The sequence below is a fragment of the Microcoleus sp. A006_D1 genome (assembly GCF_036702805.1).
Classification (GTDB): domain Bacteria; phylum Cyanobacteriota; class Cyanobacteriia; order Cyanobacteriales; family Microcoleaceae; genus Microcoleus.
Genome location: NZ_JAUBVZ010000001.1, coordinates 204,797 through 224,885, shown reverse-complemented (window position 1 = coordinate 224,885; position 20,089 = coordinate 204,797). Strand labels below are relative to the sequence as shown.

The following is a 20,089-nucleotide window of genomic DNA, read 5'->3' as shown; positions in this document are numbered from 1 at the left end:
TAGCTCCTGTGTTGGCTCTACAACATTGGAGAAGTCGTCTTGACGCAGTGTTTGCAGCACTGTGTCAAGGCGCATCTTTAGAGTGAATTTATTTGATGATAATACCAAATCATGCTTTAACACCCTGTTTATTCCAAGGCTTAAACTGTTGGTTAATGAAGGAGACGATCGCCTCCTTCATCAAAGCACTTAACCTTCTAGCTTACCTTCCCGGCGACGTGCTGTCACTCGTTAGCGTAGCCCTCGAAGAGGATCGCACTTTCCGACGAATCAGCACACTCATCACCTGGCCAGCATTTACCGCCCGCTGTACCGGACTCCAATCACCAACTTGGGCAAATCCCAGCCGGTACAAAGTGAGAATCGTTTCCCGGACACCCTGGGGCGAACCCACAAGCGTTACCAGCAGCACATCCTGTTCCGATACCGCCGTTGAATCCGAATTTGGACAATCGGATGAGTTTTCGTCGGGCACGAATTCCTGTGACATATTATGTTCTCCTGACTTTGGGTTTTCTAAGGAAACCCAAAAATCCAGCCGCCCCGCATTTCAACACATAGCAGGGCGGCCACAGAGAATGCTAAGATACTCCGTTAGCCTCCAGACTGCTAGTCCCAGTTTGGCGGTTATGCTGTCCATTGCTGTTCGCGCAGCTTTGGGCAGTGCAACTAGATTTTCGGGCGACGCGGGTTGCCTCCTGTGCAAGCAAAGCAACCTCTCAATTCACAGCGTAGCCGCATAAGGTACCCGCCGTCAACCGATTTTGGATTTTAGATTTACTCGTTACCAGCGTCAGCGGCTGGAAAGATGAGACGGCGGTTGAAACCGCGTCTACACAAACGATGTCCGCCTCCGCGGACTGAAGAAAATAACCTAATTTCAACGATCGTATTTTCCTCAACCCGCGTCGGCGCGTGAGTGTTTGTGTCGCCGCGAATTCCATTCGCCCGGTCTTATTTGTTTTGATGAGGGATTGGATAGTTATAATATGAGAATCAATTCAAGAAGTGCCATGATGAAACGGCTAATAAAATCTCAACAACGTCACTTTTACGAAACCGCTACTACAACAGAATGGTCAATAGCATTTCTGGAATGGGTTAACAGTCATCGTACCCTCAACCTTCCTATTCTTTCAGATGAAGCGATTAGCAGAGAAAGCATTTATGAAGACAGAGGATGCTGATGATTTATTTGAAGCGATCGAAAACCAGGAAAATGAGCTACACGCATTTGACTGAACTGTTAGAAACCTTAGATATTCTCACCGATACAGAATTCGTTACCAAACTGCGCGCAAGCATCAACCAAGCACGTCAAGGCGAAACTATTTCCTGGGAAAATGCCAAAGCCAAATTGGGACTATGAATCACGAAGATTCAGGACACGGCAGTGCCCATTAGTGTTAACTTAAGCTGCGAACGTACCCATAGACTGCTGTTTACCGCCGAGGCCAGATCCCCCTAAATCCCCCGAAAGCAAGGGGGACTTTGATCGGAATCTTGTCCCCCCCTTCTTAAGGGGGGTTAGGGGGGATCTGGCCTCGGCTATAAACCAGAGATAAAAAAGTTTTCAGCCTTAAGTTGACACATATCGACAATCCCGCGTCCCTACAAACAAATCATCCTCACTCCGCGCTAACAGCCAAACCAGAAACCACAGGCGCGATCGCATTTAACCTCAAAACAGGATGCTCACCTTCAACCTGACGGCAATTCCAGTCATTTCTAAACAGCAAAACCGGCCGGCCCCAACTATCTTTCACCGTCACCGTATTAAACAGCCGCCCAACTTTTGCCAGCGCATCCCAACCGCCATCAACCCAACGAGCTACACTGTAAGGCAACATATCGATCGCAGTTTCCACATTATATTCCGACTGCATTCGGAACTGCACCACCTCAAATTGCAACTGTCCCACAGCCGCCAAAATCGGCTCGCGTTTCGACTCATCAACCGAATACATAATTTGCACAGCGCCCTCTTCCTGCAACTCCGAAACACCTTTGCGGAACTGCTTAAACTTAGAAGGATTCGGATTTCTCAAAACAGCAAAAAGTTCCGGCGAAAAACAGGGAATGCCTTCATATTCCAGCTTTTGACCAGTGTAAATAGTATCCCCGATCGCAAAAACCCCCGGATTATTCAAACCAATCACATCACCCGGATACGCAACCTCGATCGACTCCCGATCCTGAGCAAATAACTTTTGAGGCCTTGACAAACGCACCGTTTTACCAGTCCGAGCGTGAGTCACGTTCATGTCCTTTTCAAACTTGCCCGTACAAACCCGAATAAACGCCACGCGATCGCGATGTCTCGGGTCCATATTCGCTTGCAACTTAAACACAAACCCAGTAAAATCTTCGTAAGTTGGCGGAAGTTCCCCGGCGCTGCTGTTGCGGGCGATCGGTTTCATAGCGTAATCTAAAAACGCATCCAAAAACAGTTCGACCCCAAAATTGCTCATCGCACTACCAAAGAAAACCGGAGTCATTTTCCCAGCGCGAACTAAATCTAAATCGAGTTCAGTTCCCAACTCATCGAGCAGTTCCAACTCTTCTTTAAGTTGATAGTAAAGGTCTTGTTCCAACAAATCCTCAATCCGCGGATCGCCCAATTCGACAACCGTATCAACAGCAGCGCGAGAACCGTGTTTAGTCCGCTCGAATAAGTGAATTTTGCGCCCTCTGCGATCGAAAACACCCTTAAAGCGATCGCCCGTACCGATAGGCCAATTCACCGCATAAGTCTGCAACCCCAATTCCTTCTCAATTTCGTCCAACAAATCCAAAGGATCTCTGCTAGGGCGATCGAGCTTATTAAAGAAAGTAAATATAGGCAAACGTCGCAGCTTACAAACTTCAAATAACTTGCGAGTTTGCGGTTCCAAACCCTTAGCAGCATCCTCAAGCATCACCGCATTATCAGCCGCCGCCAGAGTCCGATAAGTATCTTCACTAAAATCTTGGTGTCCCGGAGTATCGAGCAGATTAATGTGATAATTTTGATATTCAAACTGCAAAACAGTAGAAGTAATCGAAATTCCCCGCTGCTGTTCCATCGCCATCCAGTCAGAGGTAGCGTGTCGCTGAGCTCGCCGCGCTTTCACAGAACCTGCTTCGTGAATCGCACCTCCGTAAAGCAGCAGCTTTTCTGTCAAAGTAGTTTTACCCGCGTCAGGGTGCGAGATAATCGCAAAGTTGCGCCGGCGCTCTACGGCAGTTAGCAATTCAGTTTCGAGTTCTGTGGTCATTCGATTTTAGATTTTAGATTTTAGATTTTAGATTGAAGAAGTGTTCCCACGGCTCAGTCCGTAGTCCCAGACTAAATTGCTTTCGGTTATCACAAAGTAAGTAGGGGAATCATCACCAGACTGCTATTATACCCTGTGCTAGAGTTGCTATTGAAGGTAAAATTATCACTAAAGTCAAGGAATAAAAGTCATATGTACGACTCCGACAAGCGGAAGCTGCTATCACTGCTGTGCCACGGGGCTATTTTTTTGAGTACGTTAGGGTTGTCGATCGGAGTGCCGATCGCCGTATTATTAGTATCAGATGACCCCGTTGTCAAAGAAAACGCCACCGAAGCCATCAATTTTCACTTCAATGTCTGGCTGTACACCACCATTATTGGGGTGGTAACTTTCCTGACTTTAGGTTTGGCCGGCTTTGTCCTAATACCAATCGGTTATCTGCTGCATTGGGGACTGACAATCTTGGCGATTCTAGAGATTTTAAAAGATCCCAACCAACCCTACCGCTACCCTTTTATTTTTCGCTTATTCTAGACAGTAAATCGCTCTTGGGTATCGATTTCAGAAACCCGGTTTTTTCAAGAAACCGGGTTTTTAATTGTTTTACAGTAGGGTGCGCATTGCGCACCCTACAATAGAAATCGTGCACAATTGCCGATCGACCAAAACACAATTCCCAATTCTTCATTCCCAACATTCATCGCATTTCAACTACTCTCACAGGATCTGTGGGTGGCATAACCGCTTCTTTAGCATTCAACTTGATATTCAACTCGCGAATCCGGCGCGACAGCAAGCGAATAATATTCACAGCAATTCCCGGCGTTTCATCGATCGCATCATAAAGCTGCATTTGAGTCAGCATCAAACACTCCGATTGTTCCACAGTAGAAATAGAAGCCGATCGAGGTTCCGCATCAAACAGCGACATTTCCCCGAAACAAGCCCCCGCCTTCAACTGTGCCAAATCCCGATCGCCTATATGCACTCGCACCGTACCCGATACCAAGATATAGAGCGATCGACCTTCTTGTCCTTCCGTAAAAATCCTGTGCTTGGAAGGAAACGAAAGTTCATCCATTACCGATGCTAGACGCACGAGAAAATCATCCCGCAGTTCCTTGAAAATCGGAACTTCCCTGACAAACAATAGGCGTTCGACGCTAGTTAACATAATGCGATGCAGTGATTGATTTAAACTTAAACAAAGGAAGAGGAATTGGGCATTGGGCATTGGGCATTGGGCATTGGGCATTGGGCATTGGGCATAGTTTCTTTTTGTTCCTTCTTCCCTCTTCCCTCTTCCCTCTTCCCTCTTCCTTCTTCCTTCTTCCTTCTTCCTTCTTCCTTCTTCCTTCTTCCTTCTTCCTTCTTCCTTCTTTACCTTTTCCCCCCAGCACCCAACTCAGCCATCATCTCTTCAACTTGAGCTGATACCAAATTATCGGGGTCATTTTGCAGCCTCGGCAACAATTCGAGCAAAGCCCGCGGCGAGGCTATTTTCAAATAGGCTAACACTGCTTCGCGGACAAAACCCGTCGGGTGTTGCAGACAGACAAGAGTTTGTTGAGCCGTAAGGCTCCAGCGCGCTTCCCTCGCCAAGTGAAAGCAGCAGGCTAAGGCCCAATCCGAAAGGAAGTGGCGCAATTCTAGCAAGCGGCGCAAACGATCGCTAGGGGTTAGAGGTTTGTAAACCATCAATTCCGAGAGATTGCTCAATTTTTCTCTTTCCGAGTGCTGATCGAACAAATTGAGGAGCGATCGCTTCTTAGCTATATCGACAGTATTGTCAAGAATTTCCAATCCCCTAGCCACCAAAGAAGGTTGGCCCGAAGCGATGTTGAAAGCAGCGGCTTGTACGGTTTCCAGCGGATAAAGAAACTTCATCAGCAAAAAACACCGATCCTTAGCATCAGCTTCCAACCCCGCCAGAGCGCGCTGCAACAATTGAGCAGTATCGTTCCCAAGCGATCCGGCGCTGTTGACATCTCGATCGGCAAAATTGCCGTAGGTTGTTACCGCAGACAAATCTACCAGACCTGCGTAAATTTGCCCGATAAACATCAACTCCTGTTCGATGAGAGTTTCCAAGCCGCTGCGGCCGATGCGGTCTAGAACCCCTTCTATCCCCGCTTCCGAAGGCATTTTCAACAGGATGCGGAGGATGTTGCGCCTGGTAGTTCCCCAAGCCGACATCAAATTGCTGACCAAAATGTCGATCGCCTCCACAGTCCCAATTTGACCCAGAGCCGTCCAAGCTTGCAACCTGACCAAATCCGACTTATGGATGTCCTCAGCCAAATACACGAGCAAAGGAATGGCATCGTTGTGAAGTTTGACTATCGCCTGCAAAGCCGCTTCCCGAGTCGATTTGTAACCGAGTCCGCGCAGCAGCGAAGGATAATATTCTTCCGAATGAGTAGACGAAATCACGTCTAGCAGAGCACAGCGCACTCGCAGAGATTCATCTTGCAACAGATTCGGGATGTACAGCCGCAGTCCTTGCAAATAATCAGCTTCTCCCAGAGCTCGCGTCCCCATCACACGTTCCCGCTCTTGCTTGTGCGTCAGCATTTGGCGCAGCGTGTTAGTAGCCTCTGCCTTTTGCTGGCGATCGCCCCTTCTCATAATTAAAGCAGCCGCCGTACCCCGCACCACCGGATCGACGTTCGGCTGCAAGTAAGGCCGCAAGCTGTCGATATTCGGTTCAGCTTCCGTCAGCCAGATGTAGCGCAAAGCCAAGGCCAGCACCTCCGGCGGCAAGGATTGCTCCGAGAGTGCGCGGACAGCTTCTAAATATGCCGGGTTCGGGTGTTGCAGCATAGTTTCCAAGCTCTGGCGCTGCAAAGCCGAAGGCAACACTTCCAGAATCGGAGCCAGGACTTCTCCAACATTTTTAGGATCTATTTGCGTCAGCAATTCTATGCAAGAGCGCTTTTCATCTTCGCTCCCCGGTTTTTCCAGAGTTTCCACCACTGCGCGCTTCAGAGCTTTGAGGTCAACGTCGGTGACGCCCAAGCGCCCCCGTTCCGCACTTTTGACCAACAAACCCACGTATTGAGAGCGAATCAGCCACACTACAAATACCCACAGCAGGGCCAAAAGTACGATCGCGCCGATGAATACCAAGCTTTGGTTGTCGTGAAATAGCGTGTCCTTTTCGTCTTGGTGGGGCAGTACCTTGTCTGTCACCCACAGCATAATTAGGATGCCGACTCCTGTCACTCCGCAGGACAAAGGTTCGCCCACACCGTTGACTAGAGTTTGAATGCCCGATCGAATATTGTCAGGAATCGGTTGGAATAAAACCGGGCTAACAGTTTCCAACAGCGTGTAGTGTAGCAATTCGTCGAAAAATCTCAGCAATATCAGTCCGATGAACACAGACACTAGCTGGCCCAGCGATGCTCCTATGGTCAGCACGCCTAGAATAGCGATGCCCGCCGGCAAAATCATCGCCGTCACAAACACGCCGATTCGTTCTACCAAGCGGCTAGAAGCGAACCACTGAGTTGCGACTTGAAACAAGCCTTGTATGCCTTCGTAAATGCCCAGGAAGCTAGCGATCCAGCTAGCTCCACTCGCGCCGTCCGAAGGGTTTTGGTATTCTAGCTGGCTGTAGAATTGGAAATCTACCAGGACGTAGACGACTTCTGCGAGGACGAAGAAACTGACTAGAGGTACGGCGTATTTTTGCAGCGGGCCTGTAACTTTGCGGGCGGTAAATTCTTCTTGGTCGTCCTCGTCCTCGTCCTCTGTCCAGTGAGCCGTTTCCGGGAATGCTTGGCGGTATTTTTCCGTGAGATAGTACAGCAACACCGAGCCTGTCGCTACCATTAACCCCGATATCAGAGTAACGTTTTTGAGTCCGACTACGTAGAGCAAAACCGGCAGAGAAAATCCGCTGACTACTCCAGCCACTAGATAGCCGCTGCTGACTAGCGGATAGGTGCGCTTGATTTCTCTAATATTAAACAGTTGGTTGGAAGTGATGGAAGTATTGAGGTCATTGAGGACATAGCAAGCTTCCACCCACAGCCACATCAAAAAAATAGTAATAAAAGCGATGCTGATGCCAGCTATCTTAGTATTTTCGTAGCCGATGCCTAATCTAAACAAAAATAGCGGTACCGACATCATTGCCAAAACAACTACAACGGTGCGCCTTAGCGGCAGGATTTTTTGCAGCCACGAGTAGACAAATCCCAAACCAGAACCGATAAAGGCGCTGGCTATATAGATATAGGGCATTTTGTCCGCACCGAATTCGTCTAAAAACAGACCTACCGTGCTGAGTTCCAGCCAGATCAGCCCGACGGAGGTGAGAGTGTAGACGAGGAACATCAGTACGGTTCGCTCTACTTCTTCCGATCGCAGGTTGAGCGATCGCAGCACTCCTTGTCTTACTCCCGCCGAACCGCTGATTTGAAAATTTTCCATGCAGCGTTGATTTCCCTGTGTGGTAGCTTATTCCTGACGAACTTCCGAAGTCATCAGCTATCAGTCACCAGTTTATGACTGATGACTGATCACTAATGACTATCTATTTATACTTTCTTTGGCGACAGCAGCATCATCATGCTGCGTCCTTCTTTTTTCGGGGCTTGCTGCACTTCTGCGATTTCCTGCAAATCTGTGGCCATGCGCTTAAGCAAGTCCTCTGCTAGGTTGCTGTGTTGGATTTCCCGACCTCTGAACATGATCGTGGCTTTTACTTTGTCCCCGGATTTGATAAAGCGGTCTGCTAGTTTGAGGCGCACTTGGTAGTCGTGTTCTTCAATTTTGTAGCGCATCTTCACTTCCTTCACGTCAGCAGTGTGCTGCTTCCGCTTTGCTTCTCGCGCTTTCTTTTCCTGCTCGAATTTGTACTTCCCGTAGTCCATTACCCGGCATACGGGCGGGTCAGCTTTGTCGCTGACAAGTACGAGATCGAGTTCTTTTTCTTCGGCGAGGCGCAGCGCTTCTGCGGGCGTCAATATCCCGAGTTGCGCGCCGTCGGTATCGATCACCCGGATTCTGGGGTATCGAATGTTTTCGTTGATCTGGGGTAGATTGCGATTTTGTCTTCTTTCAATCACAGGCATGAATGGTTTTACAAGCAGTAGTTTAATCTTGAAGCTTCGTTGTAGTTACGGGTTTGAGCGGCCAATATTTCACTGGCACGATCGAACTGTTTTGTAAGGTGTTACCCTTACCGGACGTACTACCGCGCCTGGTCTCCCTTCAGCTTCATCGTTGGGGAATATTTGGACTATCGTAAATGAAGTCTTACAATACTTGCTATTCTACTCAGTCTGGCTGAGTTTCTGCCTAGTTTTATTTTAACTTCACACGTATCGCCCGTTCCGAGAGCCAGATTGATCACAAAACCAGCGAAAATTCCGGCGAAAGCTTTAAGGATGAGGCAAAACGGCTTTTCACACCCCCCTACAGCCAGGTCTGGCAAGTCCCCAAGTCCCCTGATTTGACTTGTAGAATAGGTATAAGCAAGTGTAAATTTATGTTGCGAGCTGAGGCAAAATTGACAAATTCTCTGCAATGGCATCAACGGGTGGGTACTCAACGAGACTGGGTGTGGCGGGGTTGGCAAACTCGCTACACTTATTTACGGCCGAATCGGGCGTCGCATCCAGGCGCGATCGAATTTGCCGATGCCGCGGTGGCGCAAATTGCCCCAGCGGCATCGGAAACGCCGATTATTTTACTGCACGGGTTTGGAGCTTCGATCGGGCATTGGCGACAAAATCTCACCCAACTCGCCGAAAACCATACAGTTTACGCCTTAGATTTGCTGGGGTTTGGCGCTTCCCAAAAAGCTCCCGTCAACTACGACGTGTCTCTGTGGGTCGAGCAAGTTTATGATTTTTGGCTGACTTTTATCAAAGAGCCTGTGATATTGGCCGGAAATTCGATCGGCTCCCTGATTTGTCTGGCCGCCGCCGCCGCTCACCCAGACATGGTGGCCGGCACGGTGATGATTAGCCTCCCAGACCCCTCTGTGCGAGCCGAGGCGGTGCCCGGATGGCTGTTACCCGCGATCGTCGCGGTTGAAAGCTGGTTTGTTTCTCCGCTCATCCTCAGACCTCTGTTTGCTTTAGTCCGCAAACCTGCCGTTGTCCGCCGCTGGGTTGGCTTTGCCTACGCCAACCCGGAAGCTATTACCGACGAATTAGTGGAAATTCTAGCAGGGCCTGCGGGCGATCGGGGAGCTGCCCGTGCCTTCTGCGCTGTATTCAAAGCTGTAGGAAGTGCACAAGTCGGCCCTGGTGTCAAGACTATACTGCGAAATTCAACCATCCCGATGCTGTTAATTTGGGGCAAACAAGACCGGATGATTCCCCCTCGGTTCGCCCGCCCCCACCAATTTGTCGAATGCAATCCCAAGTGTGTAGAGCTAGTTGAATTAGAAAATGCCGGCCACTGTCCCCAGGATGAATGCCCGGAACAAGTAAATGAAGCAATTTTGAACTGGATCAGCCGGAATTTTACTCCAAAGAATGGGTTTAAAGCCCCAAGCCTTGTAGGGAGAAATTAAAACAAGACTATTCATTACTCGAATCCTCGGACTTCCATGTAGAGGTCGCCCTCAAGCGGTCAACTGTCAACTGTCAACTGTCAATCGATACCGCTCAAAAATAAAGTTGTGAGAATTCGATCGCACCCGGTGGTATGTTATTACAAAGTTTCCAGCACTTAAGAGTCCGTCGATTTGAGATTTGAGATTTGAGATTTGAGATTGACTTTTAGCTGGCTTCCGCGGGTTTGAAGCAACCTAAATAACTTTTTTGCTCTGCGCGACTCGCGCGTTCAAGCAAGTCTCCATATTTCTGTAAACTCGTTTATCTAGTTTGATGGTCACTTTTTTCATAAACTCAGAGATTGACACCATCGCCAAGATAGTGTATCTTCTCTAACTGGTAGTATTATATACAAGTTATGCAGTTAGTCGAAAGGCAAATCATCAAACCAAATAACAGGTTTTATCCAGAAGCCGATCGACTGTTTTTACTGTCCAAAAATCACAACGGCGATCGCTATATCTACCGTCAAAACTTTTTCCCCCGTCAACCAACCAATGCTCTGGCTGTCGATCGCGCACCCTCGCAAAGTGTTAATGACAAAGCATTGCCCGCTCCCGGTGACAGAAAACACTCTCCGGTTAGTGCTGACAGCACGGACTAGCTATCATAGTGTCACCTGGGTGGGCGCGATCGCCCCACTAACTTTTCAGCAGTACCGAAAAGCCCTGACGATAAAAATTCCCGAAAAAAAAGAGTTCGGGGCGCTATATAGTTTTATTTAACTGTTAAGCTGCCAGCAAAAAAACTTTGCAAAAAGGATATGCCAGTTAATCTGGAACTAACATTTAGCGGGCTTAAAAAGTCACCTCAATCTTGGAAATCCGGATTGTTGCCGAAGTAGGTTGTTAAGTTGTCGGGGTGGTCTAGGAAAAGTTACAACAAAACGCAACTGTCCAGCAGATAATTACCTTCGCCGTAACCAGATGCTCCAATTTTAAAGATCTATGAAACCCTCCCTAGAATCGCCAAAATTTTCTACCTTTTAACTTGTACATTCTAGCTTCAAGAAACACCTTGTTTCAGGAGCATAAAAATATAGCAACAGCCGAGAAGGCGAGGACGTTCTTAATTCCTGAAACCATTGGTTTTCTTACTTCTGACGAAGACCTTCTGCTATAAATAGCTTCCCTTGTACAAACAATCTTTCAGTCAGCTTATAACGGATCGCCCCCAAGCATACGGAAAAGTTCAAAAATGTCACAATCAGGGATTTTGGACGATCGCCACCCATAACAAAGTCAATTTAGCCCACAACTGACGCTCGATCGCCCCCGGTCGGCTGGCGGCGGGCCTGCTGAAAGCCGATCGGGCAAGCAGCACGCTTCCAGCTTTTAGCAGTAACCCAAACGAGGAAAAAACTGTCGTGAAATTCCACTGGCTACTACCGAGTTTCTTAAGTGTATTTTTGCTCGCCGGAGCCGCCGAAGCAGCCAGACTGCAATCTTGGCGGTTTGATGCTTCAGAGAACCGGCTCTACATTAGAACAGAGGGGGGAGTGCAACCCAAGGCTCAACTGATTTTCAACCCGACGCGGTTGGTAATCGACTTACCGGGGACAAGTCTGGGCAGTCCCTCGGTCAGCAAACCGCTCTCAGGGGCGATCGAATCGGTGCGAGTAGGACAGTTTGACAACGATACGACCAGAATTGTCGTCGAGATCAGAGACGGGTTTACTTTAGACCCCCAGCAAGTAAAATTCCGAGGGATTTCTCCCAGCGAGTGGACAGTGGATTTGCCGACGCCGGTGCGCCGAGGAACTCAAAATCCGATTTCAGAGCCTGGAGGAGAAAGGTTATCGGTTGAATCTTCAGCACCGCAAGCCCAGTCGGCTGAGGCGACTGTAGTTCAAAACGTTCAGGTGACGGCGGACGGTTTTTTAGTCCGCACTGCCGGCGGGCGCCCCCAAATTAATTTTCAACAAAGTCGGGCCGGGGACATCGCTACCCTCGATATTGAAGGAGCTACTTTAGCTCCGGACGCGGGTGGCCAACAGCCTCAAACCAACGGCAAGCACGGAGTTGACAAGATTGAAGTCCGGCAACTGCCAACAGACCCGCCCGTTACCCGCGTGACTTTGCGGATGAAGAGTTCTAATACTCAGTGGCGCGCTTCTGTGAGCAATTCGGGCGGCGTTGTGCTATCGCCAGGGGGCGCGAGTCCGCCAATCCTTACGCGCTCCGGGCCTGTACCTGTTGGGAGACCAGCGAGCGGAACTTTAGCGAGAGTTCAGTCCATTGATTTAGCCAGTAACGGCACGCAATTCGTGGTAAGAACCGATCGCCAAGTCTCCTATACCAGCGGGTGGGATCAGGCATCGAAATCTTACTGGATTCGGCTCGCTTCTAGTTCCCTAGCGGGGCAAATTCCTCAGCTCGATTCCAACAGTCCTGTATCGTTTACTGCTAGCCAGGAAGACGCTGACACTGTGGTGATTTGGGTGCAGCCGCGATCGGGGGTACAGGTAGGCAGGGTGACTAGGCCGAGCCCTTCTTTGCTGTCTTTGCAGTTGCGATCGTCCAATACTAGCGCGCAGCCGCCTTTGACTCGCGATCCCAATCCGCAGCCGTTGCCGAGAAGGACTATCGGAGCGGGCGATTTGCCCCAAGCTTCTAACCGCCGCGTCGTAGTGGCGATCGATCCTGGCCACGGCGGCCGCGATCCTGGTGCAGTAGGGATTGGGGGCATTCAGGAGAAGGAGATTGTTTTAGATATCTCCTATCAGGTGGCGAGGCTGCTGGAACAGCAGGGCGTGCAAGCTGTCATGACTCGGACTGACGACAGCGAAATCGACCTGGAACCGAGAGTTTCTTTGGCAGCACGGGTGAATGCTACTTTGTTTGTCAGCATTCACGCTAATGCGATTAATATGAGTCGGCCGGATATTAGCGGCATTGAGACTTATTATTTCGATAGCGGGCAAGACTTAGCCCGCGTGATTCACGCCAGTATTTTGGATGGGACGGGGGCGACTGACCGCCGGGTGCGGCAGGCGAGATTTTATGTTTTGAGGAAAAGTTCTATGCCTTCTGTGTTGTTGGAAGTCGGTTTTGTAACAGGTGCTGAGGATGCTGCTAAACTTTCCGATCCAGCTTACCGCAGTCAAATGGCGGCTTCGATCGCTCGCGGCATTTTACTTTATCTTCAACAAAGATAATGGGCATGGGGCATGGGGCATGGGCCAAACAGGGCATGGGCCAAACAGGGCATGGGGCAAACAGGGCATTGGCCAAACAGGTCATTGGGCATTGGTAATTGGTAATCGGTCATGATATCGTTTGGCATCCGAATAATTGCCGAGAGTGGGAGCATCCCGCTCGCGATAGAAAGGCTCCCACACTCGGTATCATCCCGATCTAACCGAATATGCTGAGACTAATAACTAATGACTGATGACTAAGGACTAATGACTAATGACTGTTGACTAATAACTATTGACAACTTAAAAATGACAACAGACTCTGGAAAACAAAGAATCGGTATTTTTGACAGCGGTGTGGGCGGTTTGACTGTTTTGACGCAGTTATACAAACAATTGCCGAACGAATCAATACTTTATTTTGGAGATACGGCACGGCTGCCCTACGGCACTCGCGCGGCGTCGGAAATTGTGCATTTTGTCCGCGAAATTATGGCGTGGCTGGTGGAACAAGATGTGAAAATGGTGATTATGGCCTGCAACACCAGTTCTGCTTTGGCGATGGAGATGGTGCAGGCTGAGTTTGATATTCCGGTGCTGGGAGTGATTCTGCCGGGGGCGCAGGCTGCGGTGCAGCAAGGCAAGCGAATCGGGGTGATTGCAACTCCGGCTACGGCTGCTAGCAATGCTTATCGAAATGCGATTTTGGAAATGGACGCTTCTTGTCGGGTGTGGCAGGTTAGCTGTCCGGCTTTTGTGCCTCTGGTGGAGCAAAATCGGATTCACGATCCTTATACTTCTGAGGTGGCTCGGGAATATTTGGCTCCTTTGATCCAGCAGCGCATTGATACGCTGATTTACGGCTGCACTCATTATCCGCTGTTGGCTCCGGTGCTGCGATCGCTTTTGCCTGCTGGAGTGAATTTGATCGATCCTGCGGTGCGGGTGGTGGCTGCTGCTGCTAGAGAGTTGGAGGTTTTGGGGCTGCGGAATGCTGGTGTTGCGCTGCCGACTCGTTTTTGCGTGAGCGGCGCCCCGCAGCAGTTTGCTGACTTGTCGGTGCAGTGGCTCGGCTGTACTCCTGCGGTTGAGAAAATATTTCTGCCGGCTGTTGTACGTAGCGAAGCGGGGCGTAAGCCATCGCCCGTATCCGTGGAATCTGCCGAATAATCCAGAAAATGTATCGATCGTGTGTTAGCGAAGCCCTCAAAGAGGATCGAGCAAATCTGACACCAGTTTCCCCAAGAAATGCAACGCTAGGTCAACTCCAAACCCTTATTTCATAAGTCATTCCCGATTCTTTAATCGAAAATCGAAAATCGAAAATCGAAAATCGTTCTGCCCCCCACATCCCAAACGCGAGCGGGATTTGGGGGGTTTAATTATTGCGATCGCAGGTAGCAATCAATCATCAATCTGTAATAAGATTTAACAAAAGCTTTGATGAACAATGCAAATAATGTCCTCTATCTGCTGGAGCTATTCAGCCTTGAACCATGTCACCCTATGTATCGCAAGCAGTTTTACTTGTAGACGGCTATAACATGATTGGGCTTTGGCCTCGACTCCGAGAGAAGCGCGATCGCGACGAACTCGAAACAGCCCGCCGCGAGTTGATTGAGGTTTTAGTTAACTACAGCGCAGTTCAAGATTTTGAGGCCAGACTCGTGTTTGATGCCCACTATCGAGATACTCCCAGCGTTAAAGAAATTATTACTAAACATTTATCGGTGCACTACACTGACTTCGGTCAGACAGCAGATACTTATATTGAAAAGTCTTGTGCTAATTTGCGGTACGAGTTGCGATCGGTCAAAGGCAAAGGGCGGATGATTGTCGCCACATCCGATCGAGCGCAGCAACTGACAGTAGTCGGCTACGGTGCCGAATGGATGTCTGCCGAGCAACTTGCCGCAGACGTAGAATCAACAGCCCGTCGTTCCGAGCGCCTGCACAAATCCCGCAAACAGAACTCCAGTCGCTTTCTGGCCAGTTCCCTCGATCCAGAATCGCAGCAGCGCCTCGCCAAGCTGAGAATGGGGCTGCATTAACGGCCCAAACCCGCTTGCTGCATGACAAAAAAAAAGTTTGTCAAAGGCCTTGCTAAATCTAATAACTTCCGGTACTATTAGTAAATGTGGCTGACCAAAAAGCCTCAATCCTCGGTAGCTCAGTGGCAGAGCGATCGACTGTAATGAATGCAAGCCTTTGGTATCAACCAAAAGCCCTAGTGACATAGCAGCTTTATCCGGTAACGGGTACTGAAAAATCGGGTGAATTCAAGGAAACCGCAGCACTTTGGGTGGCGGCAATCTTGAGCCAAGTCTGGCAAAAGGCAGTGGTTTAAACCACAAGTAGCCGGAAAGGTGCAGAGACTAGAGATGAGGAGCCTAACCAATAAATCTCACAGCGCCCGACATCCCGCGATAGATATTAAATCTGCGTTTTAGGGATGATGAAATAGTCCGCGCCCTTCGGAAACGTTGGGATAAGTGTAATCGATTGGTCGTAGGTTCAAATCCTACCCGGGGAGTTATTAAAAGTCTGAAGTTGGAAGTTTCCAGCTTCAGATTTTTTTGTGTTTATTTTCCGATATGTTTTTATATAATGTAAATGCAAACACTTTACCTGTATCATGAGCTATCGCGACATCATCACCATAGAGCCGGATAAGCGAGGTGGCAAGCCCTGCATTCGTCGGATGCGGATTACGGTTTACGATGTTCTTGGCTGGCTGGCTTCTGGAATGTCTATTATTGAGATTATTGACGACTTCCCAGAACTAACAGAAACAGATATTAGAGCCTGTCTAGAGTTTGTTGCCGATCGCGAGCATCGTTTAGTTGCTTCGGTGAGTGCTGCTTGAAACTACTATTCGATCAAAATCTGAGCCGAAAATTAGTTACTCGCTTGGCTGATATTTTCCCTAATGCTAGCCATGTTCAGTTGCATGGGCTAGCAGAGAAAACAGATACAGAAGTCTGGGATTTCGCCAAGTTGAACGATTTCTGTATTGTGACTCAAGATGCAGACTTTACGGAAAGAAGTCGGCTGTATAGCTCTCCACCGAAAGTAGTGTGGTTGAGATGTGGAAATGCACCCACAAATCAAGTTGAAACTCTGATCCCCTCTGGACAAGAAGCAATTCAAGAGCTTTTAAGTAATTCTAACCTTCACTGCTTAGAGCTTCATTGATTCAAGAGTAGTCCTGCTTACGCTGTAACTATCTCAGACTTGATATCAGGTGATGCTGGCTGGAAGTGCAACACCATGATTTTCTCTCTTCGCAATCCGACAGATTCATAAGTGCGTCCGTTGCGATCGCTAAATTCAACCTCAAACGCTGCACCATCAGCCAACAGTTCAACCACTGTCCCAACTTGTCCACGCCGTAGGTTGTATTCAGGAAGGTCAACGGTTAAGGCAACAACATCTAGCAATTTGACTGTATTCTTTGCCACTCTTATCACCTCCAGGCACTATAGAGGATAGCAGGTTGTTAATCTCGGAATCAAAGTCTGAAGGTGAAACTTGCCACTTTCAGACTTTTAGTTTGTCAGAATTATCATTAATTGACATCCGTTGCTCATTTCACATAGAAAGTTGCAAAAAGATCAGCTCAAAGCTATTTTCAATTAATGCAGTACCCAGAGAATCTTAACTCTAATCCCTATGAGTGTGAATTAATTCACCTTCAATAGGTATAAAAATATTCAACTTAGACAACTCCGGGTTCAACATCGCCTTAACAATACCAGAACTCACCATCACCTCCAAACAGCCCAGGGCTTGATGAAGTGCTACCTGAGCGTGTTGCACAGAGAAACGCTCCCTAAACACCAAAACCAACTGCCGATAAATTTGTTCAATGCAATCAGTGCGGCCCAAAATGTCAATCAGCAAACCATAGAAACCTGTAACAGGCAACCGTTGACCGTTCTTAACATAACACTTGATTCTGTTGATTTCACCAGCATTATAAACAGCTACAAACTCAACATCAGCCTCCACTAGGTCTAACTGAAACACATTGTACGCCGAAAGTAGCCAAGGAACCTCCTCCTTTGAAAAGCGCTGCATCACCTGTTTCATAGAACCCATATCAAATCCAGCAATCACCGCTTGACCCAAAATATCATTGGTAAATCCACCTTGAGCTAACCATCGAAAAGCTGTTTCCGGGCTTAAATTTAACCCAGCATCCCGCGCAATTTCCCTTGAATGTTCATGTAAATCAGTGAATTGACCGTTAGCAGCGTACCAATAATCAGCGAAGCGAATGTGTTGTTCAACTCGGCTTCGTTGATTGTGGTCGTATTGAGATTTAAGCCAATTACCATCGTATTTCTGCTGCTCTTCCTCTAATGCCAAAATCGTGTAAGCCAATTCACGGGCACCAGTATGAGCTAAAGTCATGCCCGCCGATAAAATCGGGTCAGCAAAACCAGCAGTTTCACCCACCAAAAACCAATTTTCTCCTACTGTTTTATCGACCAAAAATGACCAATCTTTGGTAGTTTCAATCTTTCCCGTGCTGGTAGCATTAGCGATTAACTTGTTGATGCGAGGTTCACTATTGAGCGCTTCGGTATAGATATCCTCTGGTCGCTTTTTCAGTGACTTATAATGTTCCGCAGGGCAAACGAAGCCGATACTGGTGCGAGTTGGGCCCAAGGGAATGAACCACAGCCACCCGTGACTCAAACTCAGTACCTGTATCCGGGTGCCGCCAACGCCGATTGTCTCTGCCCATTCAGCGTTTGTCCAGTAGTCCCAGATAGCGATATTTTGCAGCCGCGTCGGGCTGTGTGTCTCGACTCCTAATGCTCGCCGCAGCACGCCAATGTGGCCGGAGGCATCGATGTAGTAGCGGGCGGTTATTTGTTCTTGCGATCGCACGTGCAAAGCCGTAATCCGATCGCCCACCACATCTACCTTAACAACCGCAGTCTCTTCTCTGACTAAGCATCCCATTTCTTCGGCGTGGCGCAGCAAGATTTCATCATATTTTGCGCGATCGACTTGGAAAGCAGTTTGCCGTCTCTGTCCCTCAAATTTAGCAGGCCGCTGTTCATCTTTAAACAATTCCGGCTTAACGAAATTAAAATCCCAAGGCTGTAGATCATTTCCCCAGCGATAGATTCCACCAATTTTAATCGGGAAGTTGGCAGCTTCTACTTTATCCCAACATCCCATTTCCTCAAGCACATCACTAATTTGAGGCAATTGACTTTCCCCAACGTGATCGCGAGGGAATTTTTCTTTCTCTAGGATTAGCACGCTTAGATTGGGATTGTACTTCTTGAGCAGAGTACCAGCAGTGCTTCCAGCGGGGCCGCCGCCGACAATAACAACGTCGTAATGGCTCATAGGAAATAAAGGTAGTAGATGCTAATTTTGGACATTGACGAAACATCGGGCGATCGCGAAACACCCTATTTCTAGAAAATTGCGATCGCCGCTCTTTCCGTAGAAAGACTTGGAATGTACCTAACTAAAATCAAAGATGGATACTCAAAGATTAATCCCGAAGGTTCAATCAGAACATGAAGCGATGTCCGATGAAAAGAACTCTTTCGCGATCGACTAATTATTCAGCCTCGGGAATGAACGAGGCTGAACTTTATTTGCAGCAGATTTTATCCGACTGCTAGTTTCTCCTGTTCAGGTATTTGAGAAGTGTGGGAAATCTCCAAATTCTCAGTCCAAGTGTGAGCAATCTCTAAATTCTCAGTCCAAGTATGAGCAATATCCAGATTCTCAGTCCAAGTGTGAGCTATATCCAGATTCTCAGTCCAAGTGTGAGCTATATCCAGATTCTCAGTCCAAGTGTTAATAGTCGGTTCTGGCTCATTGATTACAGTTGAATTGCTGTTGAATTCTGACATAATGTCTATCCTTCTCAGTAATGAATTTGATCTGATTATAAGACTTGTCTGGCTATCAAAATTGAAAACTTTACATCTCGTAAGCTACGCAACTTTTAAAGGTTGCAAAATCTCACGGCTTTGGACAAAAGAATGCTCAAAGCTATGGGTTTTTGCATAAACCAGAAGAGCATCCGTCAGTTCCGTGAAAACTTCAAACAAGTGCTCAACCATCTTAAAAACCTCTTGACGAGTCTCCTCTGTCAGTTGTGTGTTTTTAATCAATTGATACACTTCAGGTGTCCATATAATATGAGCTATTTCCACTTCCAAATGAAACCTGCCAAAATAACGAAACTCTTTTTGGGTAATTGTTCGTAATTCTTGAGCAATAGGTGCCGCCGTTGAGAAGAATACATTACCCGTTGCTTCTATCACTTCCAGGATTGCCAACTTAGTGATAGGACTAGCTCCAAAAGCGTATCGAAAAATGTGATGTGTTACCCACCGCGAAGGTTTTGTTTCTTCATTCCAGAGAAAATTCAAAGCATCATTGAACTTGACCGCTTTGTTAATACCCAGTGTTTCCAAATCTTCCATAAACCACAACCAGTGATGATCGTCTTCATAAGTATGAGTGTTAACTATTACTTGAAGAGGATCGTTGGTGGGTTCTTCTCGGAAGACATATTTGTTAAATTCGCCAAAACTCATTGCGAAAGGAGCAATGCAGGGAGCGAAAGCTAGGCGTTGTCTTGGGTCTATACTTTGGTCTCGCATAAACTCAAATAGCCCAGATTCAGCAAATTCTTGCTTCTTCTTTTCAATCAATGCTAGGACTTTTTCCATTATGATGCACCTGATTATGGAAAAATGCTACCAAGTTCATCATTATGTAAGTGTGATTTCAATCACAAGGTCTTGTGTTCTCAATCATATCGAATCGTGTTCTCGATCGCCAAAACCAGTGCTTGAGAGCGTGCTGTTTGCCGAGCTGAACTATATGGAGACCCACAGAAAACTCAATTAGGACGCTTGACCCAAAAACCCCGGAACAGCCAACAATCCTCTGACTCGCTACCAAATAGCGCGATCGCCACCGGATTTTTGGTCTTTGAGGCGTAGATCCTGTCAATCAAGGTAGAAAATCTAGATTTAATGATGCTTCAGACCTAAAGTGTGAAACTTTGTTACAAAAATTTATACAGTAAATGTCAATGCGTCTGCCATGTGTGCGATCGACAT

19 protein-coding genes are annotated in these 20,089 nt (G+C 47.8%); 11 read left to right on the top strand and 8 right to left on the bottom strand.

Annotated elements, in window-relative coordinates:
* Positions 1-92: 92 nt before the first annotated feature.
* From QUB68_RS00905 to QUB68_RS00895, 3 genes are all read left to right on the top strand, one after another.
* Positions 93-743 (top strand): hypothetical protein, encoded by a 651-nt coding sequence (locus tag QUB68_RS00905; protein WP_332988509.1) that lies wholly within the window; start codon positions 93-95, stop codon positions 741-743.
* 270 nt (positions 744-1,013) lie between these two features.
* Complete coding sequence (locus QUB68_RS00900) at positions 1,014-1,187, top strand: hypothetical protein (RefSeq protein ID WP_332988507.1); 174 nt, start codon at positions 1,014-1,016, stop codon at positions 1,185-1,187.
* Entirely contained in the window at positions 1,181-1,369 is a 189-nt protein-coding gene (locus QUB68_RS00895) for a hypothetical protein (RefSeq protein ID WP_332988505.1), read from the top strand. Before QUB68_RS00900 ends, QUB68_RS00895 begins: the two co-directional genes overlap by 7 nt.
* Positions 1,370-1,628: 259 nt before the next feature.
* Here QUB68_RS00895 and prfC read toward each other — a convergent pair whose 3' ends face one another.
* A complete protein-coding gene (gene prfC, locus QUB68_RS00890) occupies positions 1,629-3,257 on the bottom strand; it encodes a peptide chain release factor 3 (protein ID WP_332988502.1) in 1,629 nt (542 codons plus the stop codon).
* A 192-nt stretch (positions 3,258-3,449) separates the two neighbouring features.
* Here prfC and QUB68_RS00885 point away from each other — a divergent pair, with 192 nt between their 5' ends.
* The gene (locus tag QUB68_RS00885) at positions 3,450-3,794 is read left to right on the top strand and encodes a DUF4870 domain-containing protein (protein ID WP_332988500.1); all 345 of its coding nucleotides are present in this window, start codon (positions 3,450-3,452) and stop codon (positions 3,792-3,794) included.
* Positions 3,795-3,957: 163 nt separating this feature from the next.
* On the opposite strand, the gene QUB68_RS00880 is transcribed toward QUB68_RS00885, so the two are convergent.
* The 3 genes from QUB68_RS00880 to infC all read right to left on the bottom strand — a co-directional run bounded on the left by QUB68_RS00880 (position 3,958) and on the right by infC (position 8,344).
* A complete protein-coding gene (locus tag QUB68_RS00880; RefSeq protein WP_332988498.1) occupies positions 3,958-4,434 on the bottom strand; it encodes a Crp/Fnr family transcriptional regulator in 477 nt (158 codons plus the stop codon).
* A gap of 206 nt (positions 4,435-4,640) precedes the next feature.
* Positions 4,641-7,700, bottom strand: coding sequence for a HEAT repeat domain-containing protein (locus QUB68_RS00875; RefSeq protein ID WP_332988496.1), 3,060 nt, complete (start codon positions 7,698-7,700; stop codon positions 4,641-4,643).
* Positions 7,701-7,807: 107 nt separating this feature from the next.
* Positions 7,808-8,344 (bottom strand): translation initiation factor IF-3, encoded by a 537-nt coding sequence (gene infC, locus QUB68_RS00870; RefSeq protein WP_332988494.1) that lies wholly within the window; start codon positions 8,342-8,344, stop codon positions 7,808-7,810.
* 416 nt (positions 8,345-8,760) lie between these two features.
* On the opposite strand from infC, the gene QUB68_RS00865 reads away from it, so the two are divergent.
* From QUB68_RS00865 to QUB68_RS00835, 7 genes are all read left to right on the top strand, one after another.
* Positions 8,761-9,795, top strand: a complete 1,035-nt coding sequence (locus QUB68_RS00865) for an alpha/beta fold hydrolase (protein ID WP_332988492.1) — start codon at positions 8,761-8,763, stop codon at positions 9,793-9,795.
* A 401-nt stretch (positions 9,796-10,196) separates the two neighbouring features.
* Complete coding sequence (locus tag QUB68_RS00860; RefSeq protein WP_332988490.1) at positions 10,197-10,442, top strand: hypothetical protein; 246 nt, start codon at positions 10,197-10,199, stop codon at positions 10,440-10,442.
* A 762-nt stretch (positions 10,443-11,204) separates the two neighbouring features.
* On the top strand, positions 11,205-12,995 hold the full coding sequence (locus QUB68_RS00855) for an N-acetylmuramoyl-L-alanine amidase (RefSeq protein WP_332988488.1): 1,791 nt from the start codon (positions 11,205-11,207) through the stop codon (positions 12,993-12,995).
* A gap of 291 nt (positions 12,996-13,286) precedes the next feature.
* Positions 13,287-14,147, top strand: a complete 861-nt coding sequence (gene murI, locus QUB68_RS00850; protein WP_332988486.1) for a glutamate racemase — start codon at positions 13,287-13,289, stop codon at positions 14,145-14,147.
* A gap of 326 nt (positions 14,148-14,473) precedes the next feature.
* Positions 14,474-15,028 carry an NYN domain-containing protein gene (locus tag QUB68_RS00845; protein ID WP_332988484.1) on the top strand — a complete coding sequence of 185 codons (555 nt, stop codon included), beginning with the start codon at positions 14,474-14,476 and terminating at the stop codon, positions 15,026-15,028.
* A gap of 584 nt (positions 15,029-15,612) precedes the next feature.
* Positions 15,613-15,843 (top strand): DUF433 domain-containing protein, encoded by a 231-nt coding sequence (locus QUB68_RS00840; RefSeq protein ID WP_332988482.1) that lies wholly within the window; start codon positions 15,613-15,615, stop codon positions 15,841-15,843.
* On the top strand, positions 15,840-16,172 hold the full coding sequence (locus QUB68_RS00835; RefSeq protein ID WP_332988480.1) for a DUF5615 family PIN-like protein: 333 nt from the start codon (positions 15,840-15,842) through the stop codon (positions 16,170-16,172). The genes QUB68_RS00840 and QUB68_RS00835 overlap by 4 nt, the downstream gene beginning before the upstream one ends.
* A 17-nt stretch (positions 16,173-16,189) precedes the next feature.
* On the opposite strand, the gene QUB68_RS00830 is transcribed toward QUB68_RS00835, so the two are convergent.
* The 4 genes from QUB68_RS00830 to QUB68_RS00815 form a co-directional block, all read right to left on the bottom strand.
* Positions 16,190-16,438 carry a DUF4926 domain-containing protein gene (locus tag QUB68_RS00830; RefSeq protein ID WP_332988478.1) on the bottom strand — a complete coding sequence of 83 codons (249 nt, stop codon included), beginning with the start codon at positions 16,436-16,438 and terminating at the stop codon, positions 16,190-16,192.
* A 202-nt stretch (positions 16,439-16,640) separates the two neighbouring features.
* On the bottom strand, positions 16,641-18,347 hold the full coding sequence (locus tag QUB68_RS00825) for an NAD(P)/FAD-dependent oxidoreductase (RefSeq protein ID WP_332988477.1): 1,707 nt from the start codon (positions 18,345-18,347) through the stop codon (positions 16,641-16,643).
* Positions 18,348-18,616: 269 nt separating this feature from the next.
* Positions 18,617-18,865 (bottom strand): hypothetical protein, encoded by a 249-nt coding sequence (locus QUB68_RS00820; RefSeq protein WP_332988475.1) that lies wholly within the window; start codon positions 18,863-18,865, stop codon positions 18,617-18,619.
* An 84-nt stretch (positions 18,866-18,949) separates the two neighbouring features.
* Entirely contained in the window at positions 18,950-19,693 is a 744-nt protein-coding gene (locus QUB68_RS00815) for a hypothetical protein (protein WP_332988473.1), read from the bottom strand.
* Positions 19,694-20,089 lie beyond the last annotated feature (396 nt).

Excerpts from the sequence above, each read along its gene's own strand:
- QUB68_RS00900 (WP_332988507.1), top strand. The coding sequence starts at position 1,014 with ATGATGAAACGGCTAATAAAATCTCAACAACGTCACTTTTACGAAACC.
- QUB68_RS00895 (WP_332988505.1), top strand. The coding sequence starts at position 1,181 with ATGCTGATGATTTATTTGAAGCGATCGAAAACCAGGAAAATGAGCTAC.
- prfC (WP_332988502.1), bottom strand. The coding sequence starts at position 3,257 with ATGACCACAGAACTCGAAACTGAATTGCTAACTGCCGTAGAGCGCCGG.
- QUB68_RS00885 (WP_332988500.1), top strand. The coding sequence starts at position 3,450 with ATGTACGACTCCGACAAGCGGAAGCTGCTATCACTGCTGTGCCACGGG.
- QUB68_RS00880 (WP_332988498.1), bottom strand. The coding sequence starts at position 4,434 with ATGTTAACTAGCGTCGAACGCCTATTGTTTGTCAGGGAAGTTCCGATT.
- QUB68_RS00875 (WP_332988496.1), bottom strand. The coding sequence starts at position 7,700 with ATGGAAAATTTTCAAATCAGCGGTTCGGCGGGAGTAAGACAAGGAGTG.
- infC (WP_332988494.1), bottom strand. The coding sequence starts at position 8,344 with ATGCCTGTGATTGAAAGAAGACAAAATCGCAATCTACCCCAGATCAAC.
- QUB68_RS00865 (WP_332988492.1), top strand. The coding sequence starts at position 8,761 with ATGTTGCGAGCTGAGGCAAAATTGACAAATTCTCTGCAATGGCATCAA.
- QUB68_RS00860 (WP_332988490.1), top strand. The coding sequence starts at position 10,197 with ATGCAGTTAGTCGAAAGGCAAATCATCAAACCAAATAACAGGTTTTAT.
- murI (WP_332988486.1), top strand. The coding sequence starts at position 13,287 with ATGACAACAGACTCTGGAAAACAAAGAATCGGTATTTTTGACAGCGGT.
- QUB68_RS00845 (WP_332988484.1), top strand. The coding sequence starts at position 14,474 with ATGTCACCCTATGTATCGCAAGCAGTTTTACTTGTAGACGGCTATAAC.
- QUB68_RS00840 (WP_332988482.1), top strand. The coding sequence starts at position 15,613 with ATGAGCTATCGCGACATCATCACCATAGAGCCGGATAAGCGAGGTGGC.
- QUB68_RS00825 (WP_332988477.1), bottom strand. The coding sequence starts at position 18,347 with ATGAGCCATTACGACGTTGTTATTGTCGGCGGCGGCCCCGCTGGAAGC.
- QUB68_RS00820 (WP_332988475.1), bottom strand. The coding sequence starts at position 18,865 with ATGTCAGAATTCAACAGCAATTCAACTGTAATCAATGAGCCAGAACCG.
- QUB68_RS00815 (WP_332988473.1), bottom strand. The coding sequence starts at position 19,693 with ATGGAAAAAGTCCTAGCATTGATTGAAAAGAAGAAGCAAGAATTTGCT.